This is a genomic window from Micromonospora sp. NPDC005220 (genome assembly GCF_040607895.1).
In the GTDB taxonomy this organism is placed as follows: Bacteria; Actinomycetota; Actinomycetes; order Mycobacteriales; family Micromonosporaceae; genus Micromonospora.
Map to the genome: position 1 here is coordinate 55,395 of NZ_JBEXHP010000007.1, position 20,441 is coordinate 75,835.

At 70.7% G+C, this 20,441-nt stretch carries 20 protein-coding genes; 15 read left to right on the forward strand and 5 right to left on the reverse strand.

From position 1 onward, the window contains the following. Nucleotides 1-38: 38 nt before the first annotated feature. The 4 genes from ABZU52_RS05085 to ABZU52_RS05100 are packed head-to-tail and all read left to right on the forward strand — an operon-like array spanning nucleotide 39 to nucleotide 4,873. A complete protein-coding gene (locus ABZU52_RS05085; RefSeq protein ID WP_354969870.1) occupies nucleotides 39-1,040 on the forward strand; it encodes a HAMP domain-containing sensor histidine kinase in 1,002 nt (333 codons plus the stop codon). Next, nucleotides 1,037-2,773, forward strand: a complete 1,737-nt coding sequence (locus tag ABZU52_RS05090) for a DUF4173 domain-containing protein (RefSeq protein ID WP_354969796.1) — start codon at nucleotides 1,037-1,039, stop codon at nucleotides 2,771-2,773. Before ABZU52_RS05085 ends, ABZU52_RS05090 begins: the two co-directional genes overlap by 4 nt. Nucleotides 2,774-2,817: 44 nt before the next feature. After that, the gene (locus tag ABZU52_RS05095) at nucleotides 2,818-3,231 is read left to right on the forward strand and encodes a hypothetical protein (protein ID WP_354969797.1); all 414 of its coding nucleotides are present in this window, start codon (nucleotides 2,818-2,820) and stop codon (nucleotides 3,229-3,231) included. A gap of 1 nt (nucleotide 3,232) precedes the next feature. After that, on the forward strand, nucleotides 3,233-4,873 hold the full coding sequence (locus tag ABZU52_RS05100; protein WP_354969798.1) for a cation acetate symporter: 1,641 nt from the start codon (nucleotides 3,233-3,235) through the stop codon (nucleotides 4,871-4,873). A 16-nt stretch (nucleotides 4,874-4,889) separates the two neighbouring features. Here the strand turns inward: ABZU52_RS05100 and ABZU52_RS05105 are convergent, their stop codons facing one another. The 3 genes from ABZU52_RS05105 to ABZU52_RS05115 all read right to left on the reverse strand — a co-directional run bounded on the left by ABZU52_RS05105 (nucleotide 4,890) and on the right by ABZU52_RS05115 (nucleotide 7,297). Beyond that, entirely contained in the window at nucleotides 4,890-5,732 is an 843-nt protein-coding gene (locus tag ABZU52_RS05105; protein WP_354969799.1) for a hypothetical protein, read from the reverse strand. Further along, a complete protein-coding gene (locus tag ABZU52_RS05110; RefSeq protein WP_354969800.1) occupies nucleotides 5,725-6,225 on the reverse strand; it encodes a SigE family RNA polymerase sigma factor in 501 nt (166 codons plus the stop codon). Before ABZU52_RS05110 ends, ABZU52_RS05105 begins: the two co-directional genes overlap by 8 nt. Nucleotides 6,226-6,829: 604 nt before the next feature. After that, nucleotides 6,830-7,297 carry a hypothetical protein gene (locus ABZU52_RS05115; RefSeq protein WP_030487757.1) on the reverse strand — a complete coding sequence of 156 codons (468 nt, stop codon included), beginning with the start codon at nucleotides 7,295-7,297 and terminating at the stop codon, nucleotides 6,830-6,832. 109 nt (nucleotides 7,298-7,406) lie between these two features. On the opposite strand from ABZU52_RS05115, the gene ABZU52_RS05120 reads away from it, so the two are divergent. Next, a complete protein-coding gene (locus ABZU52_RS05120) occupies nucleotides 7,407-8,171 on the forward strand; it encodes an ABC transporter ATP-binding protein (RefSeq protein ID WP_354969801.1) in 765 nt (254 codons plus the stop codon). After that, nucleotides 8,156-9,859, forward strand: a complete 1,704-nt coding sequence (locus ABZU52_RS05125) for an ABC transporter permease (RefSeq protein WP_354969802.1) — start codon at nucleotides 8,156-8,158, stop codon at nucleotides 9,857-9,859. Before ABZU52_RS05120 ends, ABZU52_RS05125 begins: the two co-directional genes overlap by 16 nt. Here ABZU52_RS05125 and ABZU52_RS05130 read toward each other — a convergent pair. After that, entirely contained in the window at nucleotides 9,856-10,062 is a 207-nt protein-coding gene (locus tag ABZU52_RS05130) for a DUF397 domain-containing protein (protein WP_354969803.1), read from the reverse strand. The genes ABZU52_RS05125 and ABZU52_RS05130 overlap by 4 nt on opposite strands. Then, nucleotides 10,059-10,844, reverse strand: coding sequence for a helix-turn-helix transcriptional regulator (locus ABZU52_RS05135; RefSeq protein ID WP_354969804.1), 786 nt, complete (start codon nucleotides 10,842-10,844; stop codon nucleotides 10,059-10,061). Before ABZU52_RS05135 ends, ABZU52_RS05130 begins: the two co-directional genes overlap by 4 nt. A 513-nt stretch (nucleotides 10,845-11,357) precedes the next feature. On the opposite strand from ABZU52_RS05135, the gene ABZU52_RS05140 reads away from it, so the two are divergent. The 9 genes from ABZU52_RS05140 to ABZU52_RS05180 all read left to right on the forward strand — a co-directional run bounded on the left by ABZU52_RS05140 (nucleotide 11,358) and on the right by ABZU52_RS05180 (nucleotide 20,441). Beyond that, a complete protein-coding gene (locus tag ABZU52_RS05140) occupies nucleotides 11,358-12,110 on the forward strand; it encodes a flavin reductase family protein (RefSeq protein WP_354969871.1) in 753 nt (250 codons plus the stop codon). Between the two features lie 175 nt (nucleotides 12,111-12,285). Next, nucleotides 12,286-12,651 (forward strand): DUF485 domain-containing protein, encoded by a 366-nt coding sequence (locus ABZU52_RS05145; protein WP_354969805.1) that lies wholly within the window; start codon nucleotides 12,286-12,288, stop codon nucleotides 12,649-12,651. After that, a complete protein-coding gene (locus ABZU52_RS05150) occupies nucleotides 12,629-14,320 on the forward strand; it encodes a cation acetate symporter (protein ID WP_354969806.1) in 1,692 nt (563 codons plus the stop codon). The genes ABZU52_RS05145 and ABZU52_RS05150 overlap by 23 nt, the downstream gene beginning before the upstream one ends. A gap of 81 nt (nucleotides 14,321-14,401) precedes the next feature. After that, nucleotides 14,402-15,379, forward strand: coding sequence for an NAD-dependent epimerase/dehydratase family protein (locus tag ABZU52_RS05155; RefSeq protein ID WP_354969807.1), 978 nt, complete (start codon nucleotides 14,402-14,404; stop codon nucleotides 15,377-15,379). A 76-nt stretch (nucleotides 15,380-15,455) separates the two neighbouring features. Next, a complete protein-coding gene (locus ABZU52_RS05160; protein WP_354969808.1) occupies nucleotides 15,456-16,682 on the forward strand; it encodes an LCP family protein in 1,227 nt (408 codons plus the stop codon). A gap of 159 nt (nucleotides 16,683-16,841) precedes the next feature. Next, nucleotides 16,842-18,110, forward strand: a complete 1,269-nt coding sequence (locus ABZU52_RS05165) for an LCP family protein (RefSeq protein ID WP_354969809.1) — start codon at nucleotides 16,842-16,844, stop codon at nucleotides 18,108-18,110. A 175-nt stretch (nucleotides 18,111-18,285) separates the two neighbouring features. After that, nucleotides 18,286-19,248 carry an LCP family protein gene (locus ABZU52_RS05170; protein ID WP_354969810.1) on the forward strand — a complete coding sequence of 321 codons (963 nt, stop codon included), beginning with the start codon at nucleotides 18,286-18,288 and terminating at the stop codon, nucleotides 19,246-19,248. 58 nt (nucleotides 19,249-19,306) lie between these two features. Continuing rightward, nucleotides 19,307-19,642 (forward strand): rhodanese-like domain-containing protein, encoded by a 336-nt coding sequence (locus ABZU52_RS05175; RefSeq protein WP_354969811.1) that lies wholly within the window; start codon nucleotides 19,307-19,309, stop codon nucleotides 19,640-19,642. A 10-nt stretch (nucleotides 19,643-19,652) separates the two neighbouring features. Further along, entirely contained in the window at nucleotides 19,653-20,441 is a 789-nt protein-coding gene (locus ABZU52_RS05180) for a glycerophosphodiester phosphodiesterase family protein (protein ID WP_354969812.1), read from the forward strand.

Genomic DNA, 20,441 nt, shown 5'->3' on the forward strand with positions numbered 1-20,441 from the left:
TGCTGCCCCGTCCGCTGGACCCGGTCCGCTCGATCAAGATGAAGCTCGGCGTGCTGCTTGTCGCCTCCTGGGCCGTGGCCATCGGGTACTTCTGGTACGGCATCGGCTGGCTGCCACCGGGCACCTCGATCACGGTCATCTGCATCGCTCTGGTCACCTCGCAGGTGCTCGCCCACGGCATGACCTCGCCGTTGCGGGACATGACGGCTGCCGCCGGGGCGATGGCCCGGGGTGACTACACCCGTCGGGTGCGTGCCACCTCCCGCGACGAGGTCGGCGAGCTGGCCCAGGCGTTCAACAAGATGGCCGAGGACCTGCACGCCGCCGACCAGCGCCGCCGCGAGCTGATCGCGAACGTCTCGCACGAGCTGCGTACGCCGATCACGGCGTTGCAGGGCGTGCTGGAGAACATGGTGGACGGGGTGGCCGACCCCGAACCCGCGGCGCTGCGTTCGGCGTTGGCCCAGACCGAACGGCTCGGGCATCTCGTCGCCGACCTGCTCGACCTGTCCCGACTCGACGCCGGGGTGGTGCCGCTGCGGCGGGTACGCATCGACGTGGGGGACTTCCTCGACGAGGCGGTGGAGCACGCCACGGCCAGCGCGTCCGGCGCCGGCCTGGACGTGCGCTTCGAGCTCCGTGACCTGCCGGCACCGTTGACGGTGCACGCGGATCCGTGGCGGATGCACCAGGTCTTCGCGAACCTGCTCGACAACGCGGCGCGACACAGCCCACCCGGTGGCACGGTGCGGGTGAGCGCCGAGGAGTACGGCGACCAGCTCCGCTTCGAGGTGAGCGACGAGGGCCAGGGCATCCCGCCGGCCGAGCGTTCCCGGGTGTTCGAACGGTTCACCCGCGGCGACCGGTCGGTCGGCGGCGGGACCGGGCTCGGCCTGGCCATCGCCCGGTGGGTCGTCGAACTGCACGGCGGTCGGATCGGTGTCCTCGACCCAGCCGGACCACACCGGGGCGAGCGGCCCGGCTGCCGCATCCAGGTCACCATCCCGTGCGACGGGCGATACCGAGAAGAGGCCGCATGACCAGCCCTGGCAGCACCCCCCTCCCGGCCACCGGGCCGACCGGGCCTGTGCAGGTCGCGCCGACCGTCAAGCCCGGCCCGGCGCCGACGACCGGTCGGCCCCCGGCGGCTCCGGCCGCACCGGTAGCGCCTCGGCCACCATCGATGATCGCGCGGCGCTGGCCGGGACCCTCCGACGCCGCCCGTCCGATGGTGCTGGCGGCGTTGACGGTGGCGGCAGCGGTCGGCGCCTCGGTGCTCACCATGGTTCGTCCGGGCCTCGGCTGGCTGGTGGCCGCGCTGGCCGTCACCGCCGCCCTCGTCAACGCCAGCGTCGTCCGTTCCGGGATGTCGTCCCCGGCGGCGAACCCCATCACACCGGCCGGCGAGGCGGCACCAACGGCTCCGCCGGGGCCGACCGCTGCGCCCGAGCCGACCGTCCAGGCGGCCACCGCCCGTCCCGGTGCCACGGGGGCACCGGGGCGGGCGGCGCAGGCCATCTGGGCCGCCGCGACGGTCGCGTTGACAGCCGTCGGCACGGTCCGGGCCGCCGGCTGGCTCTTCGTGCTCTGCCTGCTCGCGGCGGCGGTGACCGGGACTCTCGCGGTGACCGGCGCGCGAAGCCCGCTCGGCATGCTGGTCGCCGCGACGCTGCCGCCGGCCGCGACGGTACGGGCGCTGCCGTGGGCGGCACGCGGAATACGCGACACCCGCCCGACCGGGTCCGGGATCGGCTTCGGACGCATCCTCACCAGCCTGGCGGTGTCCGCCGTCCTGCTGACGTTGTTCGGGCTGCTCTTCTCCTCCGCCGACGCGGTCTTCGCCAACCTGGTCGGCGGTCTGCTGCCCACCATCTCGCCGACCGGTGTGATCGGCTGGGTGATCCGGCTGCTCCTGATCGGCGGTGGTCTGCTCGGCGGCGCGTACCTGATCAGCCGCCCACCGGACCTGGAGGGTCTGCGACCGACGCCGTCACGACCGGTCCACCGACTGGAGTGGACCCTCCCGCTGGTGTTGCTCGACGCCCTGTTCGCCGTGTTCGTGCTGGTCCAGCTGACGGTGTTGTTCGGCGGCGCGGGGCACGTGCTGCGTACGGCCGGGCTCACCTACGCCCAGTACGCCCGCGGCGGGTTCTGGCAGCTGCTCGCCGTCACCGCGCTCACCCTGCTGGTGATCGCCATCGCCGCCCGCCGGGCACCGAAGGCCACCCGGGTGGACCGGCTGCTGGTCCGCGTCCTGCTCGGCACGCTCACCGCGCTCAGTCTGGTGATCGTCGCTTCGGCGCTCTACCGGATGCAGGTCTACACCGACGCGTACGGCGCGACCCGGCTCCGACTCGTCGTGTCGACCGTCGAGCTCTGGCTCGGGCTGCTCTTCGTCCTGGTCGGGGTGGCCGTGGTGCTGCTGCGGGCCGACTGGCTCCCCCGGTTGGTGGTCGGCACGGCGGTGCTGGCGCTGCTCGGGTTGGCAGTGCTCAACCCGGATCGCCTGATCGCCGACCGAAACGTCGACCGGTATCTGAAGACCGGCCGGTTGGACGTCGACTACGTGTCCGGGTTGTCGGCCGATGCCGTGCCGGCGCTGGCCCGGTTGCCCGAGCCGATGCGCGGCTGCTCCCTGCGGCAGCTCGCCGCCGAGCTGCCCCGGGACGGGCTCTGGGCGACGAACCTCGGCCGCGAGCGGGCGCGGCGGGACCTCGAGGCGGTCCAGGGGGCCGCCGCTCTGCTGGACTGCAGCTATCTGCACCGCTGGTGAGCGTGAACGCTTGACAATCGCGTACGGCGGGCGAGACTGCCGGGGTGGCCAAGCAACTCCCTGACGTGGGGTCTGGCGGTGCGGTACCGCCGCCCCGGCGGTCCCGGATCGTGCTGGCCGAGATCACCCGGCAGGACACCCGCGCCGAGCGGACCCGCGCCGAGTTGGCCCAGCAGACCCAGGTGGGTGAGGCGCTGGTCCGCGGCCTGGTTCGGGCCCAACTCGCGCTGGCGCTGCGGCTGTCCCTGGTGGTGGCCATCGGGTTGGGCGGGTTGCCCTGGCTGTTCGCGATCGCGCCCTCGCTCGGCCGGACCACCATCGCTGGCGTCAACCTGCCGTGGCTGCTGCTCGGGGTGGCCTCCTTCCCGTTCCTGATCGCTGTGGGCTGGGCGTACGTGCGGTTGGCCGAGCGCAACGAACAGGACTTCACCGACCTGGTGCAACGGCCGGAGCGCTGAGGTGGGCAACGACTTCGTGGTCCCGGCCATCGTCGCGGTCACCCTGGTCACCGTCGGGATCGGCTTCTACGGGCTGCGGTTGGCCCGGACCACGTCCGACTTCCTGGTGGCGTCCCGGGCCATCAGCCCGACCTGGAACGCGGCCGCCATCGGCGGGGAGTACCTGTCGGCGGCGAGCTTCCTCGGCATCGCCGGGCTGGTGCTCAAGTACGGCGTGGACGTGCTCTGGTACCCGGTCGGGTTCGCCGCCGGCTACCTGGCTCTGCTGCTCTTCGTGGCCGCGCCGCTGCGCCGCTCCGGGGCGTTCACCCTGCCCGACTTCTGCGAGCTGCGGCTGGGGTCGCGTCGACTCCGCATCCTGGCCACCGCCTTCGTCATCTTCATCGGTTGGCTGTACCTGGTGCCGCAGCTCCAGGGCGCCGGGCTGACCCTGGCCACGGTGGCCGGCTCCCCGTACCCCCTCGGAGCCCTGCTGGTGGCGGCCGTGGTCACCGCGAACGTGGCGCTGGGCGGGATGCGCGCGATCACCTTCGTGCAGGCGTTCCAGTACTGGCTCAAGCTGACCGCTCTCGCCGTACCGGTGATCTTTCTGGCCCTGCAGTGGCAGGCCGACGGCCGCCCGGCGGTGACCCCACCCGACGGGCCGACGTTCCGGGCCGCGACCACCGTCGTGGTCGAGCACCGGGCGACCCTCACCCTGCCCGACGGTGACATCCGGGAGGTACGCCCCGGCGACGAGTTGACCTTCGCCGCCGGTGACCCGGTGCCGGCCGTGTCCGGGGTGGCCACCGACGCCAACGACTGGTTGCTGCCCAGCGCCGCCGGTGACGACGACCGCGGCCTGTTCGCCACGTACTCGCTGATCCTGGCCACCTTCCTGGGCACCATGGGCCTGCCGCACGTGCTGGTGCGCTTCTACACCAACCCGGACGGCGCGGCGGCCCGCCGGACCACCCTGGTCGTGCTCGCACTGGTCGGCGCGTTCTACCTGCTGCCCACCCTGTACGGGGTGCTGGGCCGGATCTACACCCCGCAACTGCTGCTCAGCGGCCAGACCGACGCGGTGGTGGTGCTGCTGCCCGGCGCGACGCTGGGCGACGGGCTGGTCGGGCGGCTTCTCGCGGCGCTGGTCGCCGCGGGCGCGTTCGCGGCGTTCCTCTCCACCTCGTCCGGCCTGCTGACCAGCGTCGCCGGGGTGATCTCGACGGACGTGCTCGGTCGCGGCTCGGTGCGCGGGTTCCGGCTGGCCACCGTGATCGCCGGCGGGGTGCCCGCGGTGCTGGCGCTGCACGTCTCCGGGCTGGACGTGTCGCAGGTCGTCGGGCTGGCCTTCGCGGTGGCCGCGTCGAGCTTCTGCCCGCTGCTGGTGCTCGGCATCTGGTGGCGCGGGCTGACCGACGTGGGCGCCACCGCCGGCGTGGTGGTCGGCGGCGGTGCGGCGATCGGCGCGGTGCTGATCACCGTGCTCGGCCCACCGCTGTCCGGCTGGCCGGCCACGCTCATCGCGCAGCCGGCCGCCTGGACGGTGCCGCTGGCCTTCACCGTGATGGTCGCCGTGTCGATGGCAACCCGCCGGCGGGCCCCGGCCGACGTCGCCGCCACCATGCTCCGCCTGCACACCCCGGAAGCCCTCCGCATGTGAGTCCGGGACGTCAAACTCAGCAGGTGTCGGTGCCGGCGCAGAGCCGTTCGGCAACCTTGGGGGCGTATTCCGTAGCGGCGGCGCGGTCGGCCACCCAGAGTTCGGCAGTCAGATCGCCGACCCGGACGAACAGGTAGTGGGAAACGGCATTGTCGTGGTGCTCAACCCGGACCAGCGCAGAGTCCGTGCCTGCGAGATCCTCGGCGAGCACGGTGATTTTCACCTCCGTCCCACCGCACGACCCGGCCCGGTCCCGCACCGCGCCGAGGTAGCGGGCGGCATCCCTCGCCGAGTACCGGGTCACCGTCTCGGTCAACGGCGCAATGTGGCCCTGGACGAAGACGATCCCGCGTTCCGCCCGGGACTTCAGCAGGTACAGCGGGTGATTCGCAGGTTCGCACGCGCCGGCGCTGAAGGCGAAGCTGGAGTCTCCGTCTCTGCCCGCCGCCTGCCTGCGCCAGTCGGACGGCACGTCGGACGCCTGCAACATCGCCGACTCGGGGATGGCCGGGTCGGTGGAACCGGCCGGCGATCGGTCGCTGGAACTTGATGGGCTCGACGGCGGCGCGACGGGAGTTCGGGTGGCCTTCGGTGGGGACGGCGTCGGGGTGGCCGACGGCGCGGGTGTGGGGGTAAGTGATCCGGTGGCCGGCAGCACTGGTGTCGGTGCCGCGTCCTGGCCGCCGGCCAGGGCCACCGCCCCGGTGGCCACCACGGCCACCGCCACCACGCCGGCGAGCGTCGCCGCGATCCTCGTCCGACGGGTCCGGCTCCTGCCGCGCTTCCGCACCTGCTCGGTCGGTGCCCAGGTCAGGTGCTCGGTGTCGCGGTAGATGTCGGTGAAGAACTGATCAGGCATTGGAGACCTCCTCAGGGAGGGTGGTGCCGAGCATGGGGGCCATGGCCTGGCGGCCCCGGGAGAGCCGGGCCTTGACGGTGCCGACCGGCACCCCGACCTGAGTCGCGATGTCAGCGACCGATAGGTCCGCCAGGTAGTGCAGGACGATCGCCTCACGTTGTTCCAGCGGCAATCGACGTAACGCCGCTACCAGCGCGACGGTGTTCTCCGAGGGTGGTCCCATGGCAGTGGCCGGACCGTGCCGCCGGTTTGCGCGGATGCCGTTGCGGATCTTGCGCCATCGGTTCATCAGGAGGCGGTGCCCCACGCCGCGCACCCACGCCTCCGGATCGCCGTACTCACCGATGCGCTGCCAGCGCTGCCAGGCCCGGACGTACGCCTCATGCGCGGCGTCCTGCGCCTCGTGGATGTCGCCACCGAGCGCGTACAGCACGGTGACGACCCGGTGTCTTGTGGCTCGATAGAAATCCTCGAACCCCTCGTCTCTGTCCAATGCCCCACCCCGTGTCGCTCCTGCCTCTGTCACCCGCGAGCACGGCGTCCGGTTGCATCAGGTGCCGCGAGGAGAGTGGCACGTTGGCAGGGCGCAATCGGGGTGATCGCGGGTCCGCCCGTCGCTGGACGGCGTAACTGGCGGTCGGCGGACAACGTCGGCGCATGACTGTTGAGCACCCCGCGCTCGCACTGCGTGGCCTGGCCAAGCGGTTCGACGGCACGCGGGGCGGTGCGACCGTTGGCGTCCGCCTGTCAGTCGGAGATCTTGGGGTGGCCCGTGCCTGCGTGCTTGATCCAACAGGTGCGAGTGTCGTGGTCGGGTAGATACCAGATGCGACCGCCGGCGGTAACCTCGTACTGCCACTGCGGCAGCGTCTTCCCGTTGTGCCCGGCGGTGGCGAGAGAGCCCTTGAGTGGATGTTGCCGGCTGGTCGGCGGGGATGGGCAGGGGTTGGATTCGATGGCGTCGAACGCGGCACGAGTATTGGCGGCCGCCTGTCGGCACAGCTCTTCCCAGCCTTTGGCTGCGTCGTTCGTCGCGAATCGCAGGCTGTAACCGTCCGGGCGGGGCGGTGGTGCCGCTCGGTCGCCTCGCTTGGCGTTCATTCGCCAGCCGGGCGTGCCACCGGCCCGAAGTCGTCGGAGCTCGGCGCAGCCAGGACCCGGTGCAGGTCAGGGTCCGCATGAATTTCGGCGGTGTGCCGCCACTCGGTGAGCAGCTGCGAGACCGCCGCAGTGTTACCCATCGCTGCGGCCGCCTCCGCCGTCGCGACAAACTCGCTGGCCATCTGCTCAAGATCCTCCGCTGGGAGGAAACGCACCCACGGCAACACGGTGGGCAGGGACTCACGCACCAGGGTGGGGTCCCGGCGGGCGACGCTGGCGAGCAGCCGGGTGGTCAGATCCACCACCTCGCCCTCCGCCGCCGCCCGATCAGCGGACATCAGCACCAGGTCAGCTGCGTCCCGTCGGCGCAGCCGTACCGCGCGAGCGCGGGAGAGCCGATCCGCCGTCTCGGTCGGCTGGCGCAGCAGCTCCGAGAATGGCACGGACTCCAAGGGCATGGACATGACTTCAACACTACTTCAGAAGTAGGTGTTGACGGTACGACTCCAGGATGATCGTTGGTCCGCCTGCCGCCGGAGGGCGTAACTGGCGATCGACGGATAACGTCGGCGCATGACTGTTGAGCACCCCGCGCTCGCACTGCGTGGCCTGGCCAAGCGGTTCGACGGCACGATCGCGGTGGCCGGCGTCGACCTGGACGTCCCCGCCGGCTCCTTCTATGGCCTGCTCGGGCCGAACGGCGCCGGCAAGACCACCACCCTGTCGATGGCGGTCGGGCTGTTGCGACCGGACGCCGGCTCGGCCCAGGTGCTCGGGCACGACGTCTGGCAGGACCCGGTCACCGCCAAGCGGCTGCTCGGCGTGATGCCCGACGGGGTCCGGTTGTTCGACCGGCTGACCGGGGCGGAACTGCTGGCGTACAACGGATTGTTGCGGGGGATGGACCCGACGGTGGTCGACCAGCGGGCCGCCGAGCTGCTGGACGTGCTGGCGCTCGGCGACGCCGGCCGGACGCTGGTGGTGGACTACTCGGCGGGCATGAAGAAGAAGATCGGCCTGGCCTGCGCGCTGCTGCACGGCCCTCGGGTGCTGGTGTTGGACGAGCCGTTCGAGGCGGTCGACCCGGTCTCCGCCGCGCTGATCCGGGACATCCTCACCCGGTACGCGGCCGGCGGCGGCACGGTGGTGTTCTCCAGTCACGTGATGGAGGTCGTCGAGCGGCTCTGCTCGCACGTGGCGATCCTCGCCCAGGGCGTCATCAAGCGGGTCGGGACCATCGACGAGGTCCGTGGCGGTCGCTCCCTGGAGCAGGTCTTCGTCGAGGTGGTCGGCGGGCGCACCGCGACCGGCGAGGAGTTGTCGTGGCTGTCCCGGTGAACGCGGACGCCACCCCCGGCGCCCCCGTGCGCGCGGTCTCCGCTCGCCACTTCGTGCGGCTCAAGCTGCGGGTGATGGGCAACAACTTTCGGGGCCAGGGCTGGCGGATCGCCCTGTTCATCGGCGGCGCGTTGCTCGGGCTCTGGTTCGCCGCCAGCGGTTTCTTCCTCTTTGCCGCGCCGGGCCTGGCCGGCAACGGCCGGTACGCGGTGCTAATCGCGGCGGCCGGTGGCGGGCTGCTGGTGCTCGGTTGGCTGCTGCTGCCACTTGTCTTCTTCGGTGTGGACGAGACGCTGGATCCGGCCCGCTTCGCGTTGCTGCCGCTGCCCCGGCGCACGTTGGTGACCGGCCTGTTCGTCGCGGCTCTGATCAGCGTGCCGGTGCTTGCGGTGCTTCTCGCGACGTCCGGGCTGGTGCTGACCGCCTGGTCGTTGGGCGGCTGGGCGGCGGGGTTGACCGCCGTCCTGGGTGTGCTCGCCGGATTGCTGCTCTGCGTGGCCGCCAGCCGGGCGGTGACCAGCGCGTTCGCCACCATGTTGCGGTCCCGGCGGGTCCGCGACCTGGCGGCCGTGCTGCTGGCGGTGACCGCCGCGCTGCTCGGCCCGTTGCAGGTCTTCGGCCTCGCCGCGCTGCGCGGGGCGGACTGGGCCCGACTGGCCGGGCTGGCGACCGTGATCGGTTGGACGCCGTTGGGCGCCCCGTGGACCGCCGGCATCGACGTGGCCCAGGGGCGGGTGTGGGCGGCACCGGTCAAGTTGCTGATCACGGTGGCGACGCTGGGCGCCCTGCTGGCCTGGTGGTCCCGGTCGCTCGAATCGGCGATGGTGGGTGCGGCGAGCGGCGGTAAGGCTCCGGTGCGACGCGGAGTTGCCGGTGGCGCGGTGGCCCAACTGTTTCCCCGGGTCGCCGGCTGGGCCCGCCGGGACCAGTTCGGTGCCCTGGTCGCCCGGGAGGCCCGGTACTGGTGGCGGGACGCGCGCCGCCGGGCCAACCTGATCACGATCGCGGTGGTCGGCATCTTCGTACCAGTGATGATCAACGTTACCGGCGGGGACTTCACGGCCGTGGGCGAGGAGGGGATGACGGCGGCTGCCAACGACAGCTCACCGGTGGTGGTCACCATCTCCATGCTTTTCGTGGGCGTGCTCGCCGCCGTCACCCTGGCCAACCAGTTCGGCTTCGACGGCAGCGCGTACGCCGCGAACGTGGTGGCCGGGGTGCCCGGCCGGGTCGAGCTGCGGGCCCGGATGACGGCTTTCTCGCTGTACGTGCTGCCGATGCTGGCGGTCGTCGGGGTGGTGCTGTCGGTGCTGATCGGTCACCCGGGTTGGGTCGGGCTCACGATCGGCAGCCTGGTCGCCACCTACGGGGCTGGGCTCGCGGTGAACAGCCTGGTCTCGGTGCTCGGGGCGTACTCGCTGCCGGAGACGAGCAACCCGTTCGCGATGAACAGCGGTGCGGGCCTGACGAAGGGGCTGCTCACCCTGCTGGCCATGCTCGCCTCGGCGGTCGCCGCGGTGCCGATGGTGGTGGCCGCCGCGCTGCTCGGCGATGCGTGGCTCTGGCTGGCCCTGCCGGTCGGCGCAGCGTACGGGCTGGGCGCGGCGTTGCTCGGCGCGTACCTGGCCGGCGACGTGCTGGACCGACGTCAGCCGGAGCTGCTGGCCACTGTCACCCCACGCCGTTAACCGGCGCGGCGGCCAGGGGCCCGGGCAGCGTCGGCGACGAAGTCACGCCAGACGGCCGGAGCGAAGGTGAGGGTTGGGCCGGAGCGGTCCTTGCTGTCCCGGACCAGCACGACGCCGGGCAGATTGTCCGCCACCTCGACGCAGTTGCCGCCAGAGTCGGTCGACCGGGTCGCCGTGCGCCAGCGTGGCTCGCTCATCGTCATTGCGTCACCTTCAGCTTCCGGATCAAATCCAGCGAGGCGCCGGTGGAGAGTGCTTCGCCGAGCAGGCTATCCCACTTGCGATCGATCAAGGCGACCATTTCAGGGTCGTCCATGACGTGTCCCCGAACGGCATTCTCCAGGTAGAGGGCTCTCTCCCTGTCCGCCAGATCGGCGAGCACAAAGCCGCCACCGAGGCCGACATGCTCGCCCACCGCTAGCGGAATGACGTGCAGCCGGACGAATGGCAGGTCTGCCACTTCTTGCAGTCGACCGAGCTGAGCGTCGAGCACCGCAGGACCACCAACGGGGCGACGAAGGCCCGCCTCGTCCACCAGGAACACGCAATGGGGCGGCACGTCGCGTGCCAGCAGCTTCTGACGTTCCAACCGGACCGCAACAAGTTCGTCGACCATGCTCGGCGGATGTAGGCCGCCCGCCGAGATGACGGCACGGGCATACGCCTCGGTCTGAAGCAGCCCGGGGACCAGACACGCCTCGAAGGCCCGCAAGCGCAGCGCGCGCTGCTCGTATTCGCGCCACTGCGCGAACCAGGACGGGCCTCGTTCCTGATCGGCGGCCCGCAACAGTTCGGCGAGGAGGCCGCCGGTGGCGAGGGCTTCGTCTGCCGCCACCGCGAATTCCATGGTCGGCCGGCGTCGGCCGGTTTCGATGGCCGCGACGGTGGACGGACTCCACTTGGTGAATGTCGCCAACGCCTCCTGGGACACCTCGGCACCGGCTCGGGCGGCCTTCAGCGCCCGTACCCACATTTCGACGTTCATCCTTACCTCTCCGGTAAGTACGTGACCGCGCTGTGTAGTAAGCCCTGGCATCCTCCCCTGTCCGCGCCTTTCCGTCCAGGGTGGAGAGCACGCGGCCCGGCCGGTGGAGGCGACGTCCCGGCGACTGGGTCCCGCGTTCGGGCCGCCCCGGTCATTCCCCCGGCCGGGGCGGCCCTCGTCGACCGGGAGGAGATGAGCCATGTTCCGATTCATCAGTGGCAGGAATGGGGCGCGGTGGTCGTACCGGAAAAAGAAGCCTGCGGCCCCGGCGGCGGTGCCGGGCGCGACCACCCGGCCAGCGGATCGGACCTCAGACCAGGCAAGCGACCGCGCGGCGCATCGCGCCAGGGACCGGCGAGTCGCCGCGAGCGTGATGCCGGTGAGGCATCAATATGACCCAGAGGCATCACTGTCACTCGGGCATTGCCTTCCGTGGATCGGACCGCGCCGCAGCCGGGCGACTCCACCGCCCCGGACAGCCGGAGAGCCACGGTGAGTCGGCCGCACCTGCCGATGCGGCCGCTCTGGCGGTGCCGTGGCTGCGGCGCGCTCTGGCCGTGTCAGCCGGCGCGGCTGGCGCTGCTCGCCGAGTACCGGGATGACCGGGTGGGGCTGCTGGTCTACCTGGGTGCCCTGATGGCGGAGGCCGGCGATCAACTGGCCCGCCTCAACGGACGACCCGCCGACCTGCACGAGCGCTTCCTGAGTTGGGCGCGGGGCCGGGGCGGCACAATGTTTCACGTGAATCATGAGCCGGGTGCCGAGATCCACCACACCGATCCGTTCGCGGTGCCGGCCGGGCAACGGTCGCCGGTACGCCGGCTGCGTGGTCGCCTCGCCGCACCGGTGACCCTCTGGACGGCGCCCGGCCCGGCCGGGCTGACCGTCTCCTCCACCCTGGTCGCCGAGGGCGAACCGGACCGGCTGCTCGGGCTGATCGACCCGGAGTCCGACCTCTGGGCGGCCGTCGAGGAGTCGGGTCGGTTCGCGGTCACGCCGCTCGGCCCACCGCACCGGCAACTCGCCGACCGGTTCGCCGGCCTCTTCCCCGCCCCGGGCGGGCTCTTCGCCGTCGGCGGGTGGATCGAGACGCCGTACGGGCCGGTCCCGGCGGACGCCGCCGGCTGGGCCGGGTGCCGGCTGGACACCGCCCGGGAGTACGGCTGGGGCCTGCTGGTCGAGGCCACCATCGAGGCGGTCGACCTGGCCGAGGAGGCCACTCCGCTACTGCACTACCGCGGTCGCTATCACGAACTGCCGGCCTGAACGGACACCTCGCCCCGGGCGACCGATCACCGCAGTGACCTGAGTCACTTGGCGCACCCAGCCAACCGCTCGGCGCACTCGCCGACCGGCGTCGATCTCAGCCTTCCCTGCCGGGGAGTGCGCTCTTTACCGTGCGCGAAACTCCTCTGACGCCTGTGAAGGTGGTGATCCACAGATGTCCACGGACACACCCGCTCCGGCCGATTCCCAGTCGGACAAGTACCTGGCCGTACAACGGTCGGACGAGTTCGCCGGGCTGCGGCGTTCGCTGCGCGGCTTCGTCTTCCCGATGACCGTCGCGTTCTTCCTGTGGTATGCGCTCTACGTCATTCTCTCCGCGTACGCCCGGGACTTCATGGGCACGAAGCTGTTCGGCAGCAACATCAACGTCGCGCTGGTCTTCGGCCTGCTCCAGTTCGTCTCCACGTTCCTGATCGCCTGGCTCTACTCCCGGTACGCGGACCGGAAGATCGACCCCATCGCGGACCGGATCCGCGCGGAGATCGGGGAGGTGACCCATGAGCAAGGTCCTCGCGGTTGAGACGTTCCTCGCGGCCGAGGCGGGCAATCACACCGCCCGCAACCTGACCATCACGCTCTTCCTGGTCTTCGTGGCGGTGACCCTGGGCATCACCATCTGGGCCAGCCGGCAGACCAAGACGGCTACCGACTTCTACGCGGGCGGCCGGTCCTTCTCCGGCTTCCAGAACGGCATGGCGATCGGCGGCGACTACATGTCGGCCGCGTCGTTCCTCGGTATCGCCGGCATCATCGCGCTGTACGGCTACGACGGCTTCCTCTACTCGATCGGCTTCCTGGTCGCCTGGTTGGTGGCCCTGCTGCTGGTCGCGGAGCTGCTGCGGAACTCGGGCCGGTACACGATGGCGGACGTGCTGGCCTTCCGGATGCGTCAGCGTCCGGTGCGTACGGCGGCGGCGGTCTCCACCATCACGGTGTCGATCTTCTACCTGCTCGCCCAGATGGTGGGTGCCGGCGCGCTTGTCGCGCTGCTGCTCGGCATCCGGCCGGGGACGACCTTCCTCGGCATGGACGCGGCCACCGCGAAGGTGGCCACCATCATCATGGTCGGCGCACTGATGATCATCTACGTGACCGTGGGTGGCATGAAGGGCACCACCTACGTGCAGATCGTCAAGGCGTTCCTGCTGATGAGCGGCGCGCTGCTGATGACCATCCTGGTGCTGGCGAAGTTCAACTTCAACCTGTCGGCGCTGCTGGGCCAGGCGGCCGAGGCATCCGGCAAGGGCAGCGCGTTCCTCGAACCCGGCTTGAGGTACGGCGTCGAGGTCGCCGGCAACTCGACGCAGACCTTCTACAACAAGGTGGATCTGCTGTCGCTGGGTATCGCCCTGGTGCTCGGCACCGCCGGTCTGCCGCACATCCTGATCCGCTTCTACACGGTGCCGACCGCGAAGGCGGCCCGCAAGAGCGTGCTCTGGGCGATCGGCATCATCGGCACCTTCTACCTGCTCACCCTGGCCCTCGGCTTCGGTGCGGCGGCGCTGGTCGGCAGCCAGGCGATCACGGCACAGGACAAGGCCGGCAACACCGCGGCACCGCAGCTGGCCGAAGCGCTCGGCATCGACTTCTTCGGCGGCGAACTCGGTGGAGCCGCACTGCTGGCGATCATCGCGGCGGTCGCCTTCGCCACCATCCTCGCGGTGGTCGCCGGGTTGACGCTGGCCTCGTCGTCCAGCCTGGCGCACGACTTCTACGCGAACGTGCTGAAGAAGGGTGAGACGTCGGAGCGGCAGGAGGTGCGGGTCGCCCGGATCTCCGCCCTGGTGATCGGCGCGGTGTCGATCCTCCTGTCGATCTACGCGCAGAACCTCAACGTGGCGTTCCTGGTGGCGCTGGCCTTCGCGGTCGCCGCCTCGGGCAACCTGCCGGCGATCCTCTACAGCCTCTTCTGGCGGCGGTTCAACACCTCCGGCGCGGTGTGGGCGATCTACGGCGGGCTGCTCTCGGCCGTACTGCTGGTGTTCTTCTCGCCAGTGGTCTCCGGCGCGGCGACCTCGATGTTCCCGGACCACGACTGGCAGTGGTTCCCGCTGTCCAACCCGGGCATCCTCTCCATCCCGTTCGGTTTCCTCTGCGGGTGGATCGGCACCGTCATCTCCAAGGAGCACGACGAGGACAAGTACGCGGAGCTGGAGGTGCGCGCCCTCACCGGCGCCGGCGCCCACTGACCGCGACACCCGGGCCCCCGCCGACGCCTGGCGTCAGCGGGGGCCCGACCACGTCCGGGGCGGGTCGGTAGGCTGACCGCCATGAAGGTTGCTGAGCGCTTTGGTTCCGGTCACCGCGTCCTCGTCACCGGCGGAGCTGGCTTCGTCCCGTCGCACCTGGTGGACGCCCTGATCGCCCGAGGTTGCACGGTGGTGGCGCTGGACAACTTCGTGACCGGCTCCAAGGAGAACGTCGCCCACCTGCTGGACCGACCGACCTTCACCCTCGTCGAAGCGGACATCTCCGACGGCCTGCCGACCCACCACCCGGCGCTGGCCGAGCGGTTCGACGCGATCCTGCACATGGCCTCTCCGGCCAGCCCCACCGACTTCGCCCAGTTGCCGGTGGAGATCCTCCGGGTCGGCTCGGTCGGCACCCTGCACCTGCTGGAGCGCGCGGTCGCCGACGGCGCCCGGTTCCTGATGGCCTCCACCTCCGAGGCGTACGGGGACCCGAAGGAGCACCCGCAGCGGGAGACCTACTGGGGCAACGTCAACCCGATCGGGGTCCGCAGCGTCTACGACGAGGCCAAGCGCTTCTCCGAGGCCGCGACGATGGCGTACCACCGCTACCGCGGGCTCGACGCGGCGATCGTCCGGATCTTCAACACGTACGGCCCGCGGATGCGCCCGGACGACGGCCGCGCCATCCCCACCTTCATCTCCCAGGCACTGCGCGGCGAGCCGATCACCGTGCACGGCACGGGCAACCAGACCCGGTCCATCTGCTTCGTCGAGGACCTGGTGCGCGGCATCCTGCTGCTGCTCGACTCGACCGAGACGGGCCCGGTCAACTGCGGCACCGAGCACGAGCTGACCATGCGGCAACTCGCCGAGTTGATCGTGTCGCTCTCCGACAGTACCTCGAAGGTGACCTATGTCACCCGCAGCTCGGATGACCCGGAGATGCGCCGGCCGGATCTCACGCTCGCTCGTGAACTGCTCGGATACGAGCCGTCGGTTGCGCCCGAAGACGGCCTGCGACGCACGATCGAGTACTTCCGGACGCGGCTAGGGTAACCACACCTTCGCGTACCGCCGGCCGCTGAGTGTCGCCTGAAGGCGGCGGTGGCTATCGCTACGTACCCTGATTTACATGTCAGCGACCTCGTCTGCCGGCGTCCCGCATCCGTACCTGCACCGCAGCGCCGGGCGCGCGTCGGTGCCCGGCCCCGACCGGGGCGCCTCCGGGCGTGCCCGTCCGACCGAGGCGCGCTTCTACCCGTCGTACGACGAGGAGCAGCCTCGCTCCGGCGGGCCGGCGGGGCCCACGGGGCCCGGTGGCCCGGGTGGCGCCGGTGGGCCGGCGCGGCGTGGCCCGCGACCGCGCTGGGGTCGGATCGCCCTGGTGGCGGGGGTCGCGGTGCTGGTGTTGGCGCTGCTCGGCAGCGTCGGGGCCTGGCTGTACGCCCGCAACCTCAACAGTGACCTGGCCCGCACCGACCCGTTCGCGGAGATCACCGGCGGCCGGCCGGCCAAGACCGTCGATGGCGCGCTGAACATCCTGCTGGTCGGCAGCGACTCGCGGGACCCGGACGCACCGGTCGACACCAAGAGCCAGTGGCGCGCCGACACGATCATCGTCATGCACATCCCGGCCGACCACCAGGAGGCCTACCTGGTCTCCATCCCCCGGGACCTGTACGTGCCGATCCCGGAGAGCGCCGGCGCTGACTGCGGCTCCGGCTCCCGCGCGAAGATCAACGCAGCGTTCGCGTTCGGCGGGCTGCCGCTGGCGGTACGCACCGTGGAGTGCTTCACCGACGTTCGGATCGACCACGTGATGGCGATCGACTTCGGCGGTTTCAAGGAGGTCACCGACGCCCTCGGCGGGGTGGACCTGAAGGTGGAGCGGACCATCACCTCGATCCACAAGCCGTACCGGACGTTCACCAAGGGCACCAACCACATGGACGGCGCGGAGGCGCTGGACTGGGTCCGGCAGCGCAAGCAGTTCCCGGACGGTGACTTCGCCCGGATGCGGCACCAGCAGGAGTTCCTTCGGGCACTGATGGACAAGGCGGCCAGCACCGGCACTCTGGCGAACCCGAAGAAGCTCAACGATTTCCTCAAGTCGGTGACCGCGGCCGTAACCGTCGACCAGACTTTCTCGGTTACTGACATGGCGCTGCAGTTCCGTAACCTGCGCGGCCAGAACCTCACCTTCGTGACCAGCCCGAACTCGGGCAGCGACACCATCAACGGCGAGTCGGTGGTGGTGTCGGACCGGGAGAAGGCGCTCGCGATGTACCAGGCCATGTCGGCGGACACCATGGCCGACTGGGTCAAGGCCAATCCGCCGAAGAGCAACGACGGCGGCTGATCGCGGCCCGAGGGGCACCAGCCGTTCGGGTCATCGAGCGGCGACGATCGTCTGAGTCTGCGAAATTCAACGTCCGAATTGACCCGGGATGAACTCGCCAAGTCGATTTGATGTACGTACAGTGGTGCCGCCCCCTCCTGATCACGAGCTGGAGCACGCATGCCGGTTCAGGCCAGTCGTCGCCCTTCTTCCCCCGGGTCCGCCGCCCCCAGCGGTCGAGTCGCTGCGGCCATACCCGTGCAGGCGCGCCCCGCTGGCGGTGGGCCGGGCTCGCGCCCTCCCGGCGGTGGCGGTGGTGGCGGTGGCGACCGCCCGGGTGGCGGTGGGTCGAAGAAGCGGACCAAGCGCAAGGACCCGCTCTGGGCCAGATTGACAGTGGTCTTCGGTGCCGTGCTGATGCTGAGCAGCGGCGTGGCCATCGTCGGCAGCAAGGCGCTGATCGGGCAGGCGACCGGCGGCATCGCGAAGGGCAACCTGCTGGGTGACGCGGGCAAGTCCGACGCCGAGGGCGGGGCGAGCCTGGACGGCCCGATCGACATGCTGCTGCTGGGCGTGGACGCACGGGAGCGCTGGGCCGCCGACGACGTCCGCTCGGACAGCATCATCATCCTGCACATCCCGGCCACCCACGACCAGGCGTACCTGATCTCGATCCCCCGGGACACCGAGGCGCAGATTCCGGCGTTCAAGAAGAGCGGCTACGGCGGCGGCTCCGGGAAGATCAATGCCGCGTTCCAGGCTGGTGCCGCCAACGGCGGCGGCTGGGAGGGTGGCGCCCAGCTGATGGCCCAGACGATCAAGCAGCTCACCGGCATCAGCTTCGACGGCGCGGCGATCATCAACTTCGGTGGCTTCAAGAACGTCATCGACACCCTGGGCACGGTGCGGATCTGCGTCAGCCAGGAGGTCAAGTCGCTGCACATGTCGTACGTCGACGGCAAGCCGATGTGGAACGCGGACGCCAAGAAGACCGGCAAGCCGCGGACCCCGGTGGTGCACAAGAAGGGCTGCCAGGAGATGGAGGGTTGGGCCGCGCTCGACTACTCCCGGCAGCGCAAGACCCTGAAGAACGGTGACTACGACCGGCAGGCGAACCAGCAGCAGCTGATCAAGGCGATGGCCAAGAAGGCCACCGAGGGCGGGATGTTGTCCAACCCGGCCAAGATGAACAACCTGATCAAGGCGGCGGGCAAGGCGTTCGTGCTGGACACCGGCGGCGTGCCGATCGAGGACTTCATCTTCACCATGCGTGGGGTCACCGGCAACGAGCTGACCATGCTCAAGACCAACAACGGCACCTTCAACGCCAACGGCAACAACACCGAGGGCTTGAACGAAGAGACGATGGCCATGTTCCGGGCCGTCAAGCAGGACAAACTCGCCGAGTTCGTCTTCACTCACCCCGAGGTGATCTCCACCCGCAAGTAGGGCCGGTAGTCGCGGAAAGCCAGCGACGACCTCGTCACCGCCCGTAGCCTGACGTGAGCAGGTTTCACGTATCGGCTGCGGGGAGGCGGTCACGTCCAGGTGGGGACGGAACGCAGCAGGCCGGGCCGGAGCGACCCCGTCCGCCCGGTCACCACGCGCCCGCGGGTCGCGGATCATGCTCGGCGTCGGCCTGGCGCTCGTCCTGCTGGCCGGGCTCGCCGCGGCCGGGATCAAGATGCTCAGCCACCGGTACGACCGCACGGTGACCAAGGAGCAACTGCTCGACCCCGACGCCCGCACCGCCCGCACCGACCTGAACGGGCCGCTCAACTATCTCCTGGTCGGCTCCGACCGACGCCCCGGCGAGAGCGGCCCGGACCAACGCTCGGACACCATCCTCATCGTGCACGTCCCCGCCGGGCAGCGGGAGGCGTACCTGGTCTCCATCCCGCGTGACCTGCTGGTCGCCATTCCGCCCGGGAACGGCTTCGGCGGCGGTCAAGACAAGATCAATGCGGCGTACGAGCACGGCGGCGGCGGGCAGGCCGGCGCCCAGCTGCTCTCCGCCACCCTGCACCGGCTCACCGGAATCCAGTTCGACGGCGCCGCGTTGATCGACTTCTCCGGCTTCCGGAAGGTCATCGACCTGCTCGGCGGGGTGCAGATGTGCGTGGACACCGAGGTCCGCTCGATCCACACCAACCGTGTCTTCACCACCGGCTGCCACCAGATGGACGGGGCTCAGGCACTGGACTACGTGCGACAGCGCTACGACCTGCCCGGCGGTGACTACGACCGGCAGCACCACCAGCAGCAGTTGCTCCGGGCGATGCTGGACAGCGCCGGCCGGGCGAATCTGCGGAGTGACCCCGTCAAACTTGATCAGGTGCTCCGGGCGGTCGGCAGCTCGTTGACCGTCGACACCAACGGCGTACCCCTGGAGGATCTGCTCCTCGCGCTGCGCGCGCTGCCGCCCGACGGGATGCGCGGTGTCCAGGTGCCCTCCTCGCCGCAGATCATCGACGAGGTCTCGTACGTGGTGCTGGACAACGGGGGCAACGGGCTCTTCGAGGCGGTCCGCGACACCCGGGTGCCGGCCTGGGCGCAGGCCAACCCCCACTGGGTGACCCGGTTGTGACGGTGTCGACGGCCCGGTCGGTGCCGAACCGGGCCACGAGGATCTAGTGTTGCTTCCTGTGTTCGGACCCCAGGTTCCCACAGTGCCCGTGACCGAGATCGCCGACGAGACGTACCTGCTGGATGTGCGGGAGAACGACGAGTGGGCGGCCGGCCACGCGCCCAATGCCCACCACCTGCCGATGATGGAGCTGCCGGCCCGGCTGGCCGAGGTGCCCACCGACCGGGAGGTGGCGGTCGTCTGCCGATCCGGCGGGCGCTCCGCCCAGGTCGTCGCCTACCTGATGAACAACGGCTGGGAGCAGGTGCGCAACGCCGACGGCGGGATGCGCCAGTGGGCCGCGGTCGGCCGACCGGTGGTCGACGCGAACGGGCAGCCCGGCCAGGTCATCTGAGGCCGGCGCAATGGGCGGGCCACTGGTCTTCGCGCACCGCGGCGCCTCGTTCGACCTACCCGAGCACACCCTCGCCGCGTACCTGCGCGCGCTCGACGAGGGCGCCGACGGCCTGGAGTGTGACGTCCGGCTGACCCGGGACGGGCACCTGGTCTGCGTACACGACCGACGACTTGACCGCACCAGCAACGGTCGCGGTCTGGTCAGCGCGCGTACGCTCGCCGAGCTGGACGCCCTGGACTTCGGCTCGTGGCACCCGGGCGGCGCGCCGGACGGCGACCTGCCGCCGGACGAGTCGCACACCCGGCTGCTGACCCTGGCCCGACTCCTGGACGCGGTGCTCGCCGCCGGCCGGCCGGTCCGGCTGCTGGTCGAGACGAAGCACCCGTCCCGCTACGGCTCGAACGTGGAACGGCGACTGGTCAGCCTGCTGCGCCAGTACGGGCTGGCCGATCCGGCACCGGACGACCCGGTGCAGGTCACCGTCATGTCGTTCTCCCCACTGGCGGTCCGTCGGGTCCGCGAGCTGGCCCCGACGCTGCCCACCGTGCTGTTGCTGGAGGTGTTGCCGCGCTGGCTGCGGCTGGGGCGGCTGCCGTTCGGCACTCGGATCGCCGGGCCGGGCATCGGCCTGGTCCGGGCCCGCCCGCAGCTGCTGCCCGCGCTGCGCGCGGCCGGCAACCAGGTGTACGTCTGGACGGTCAACGAACCGACCGACCTGGAGTTGGTGCTGGCCGCCGGGGTGGACGGGATCATCACCGACCGGCCGGCGTACGCCCTCGCCCGGCTGGACCGTTGA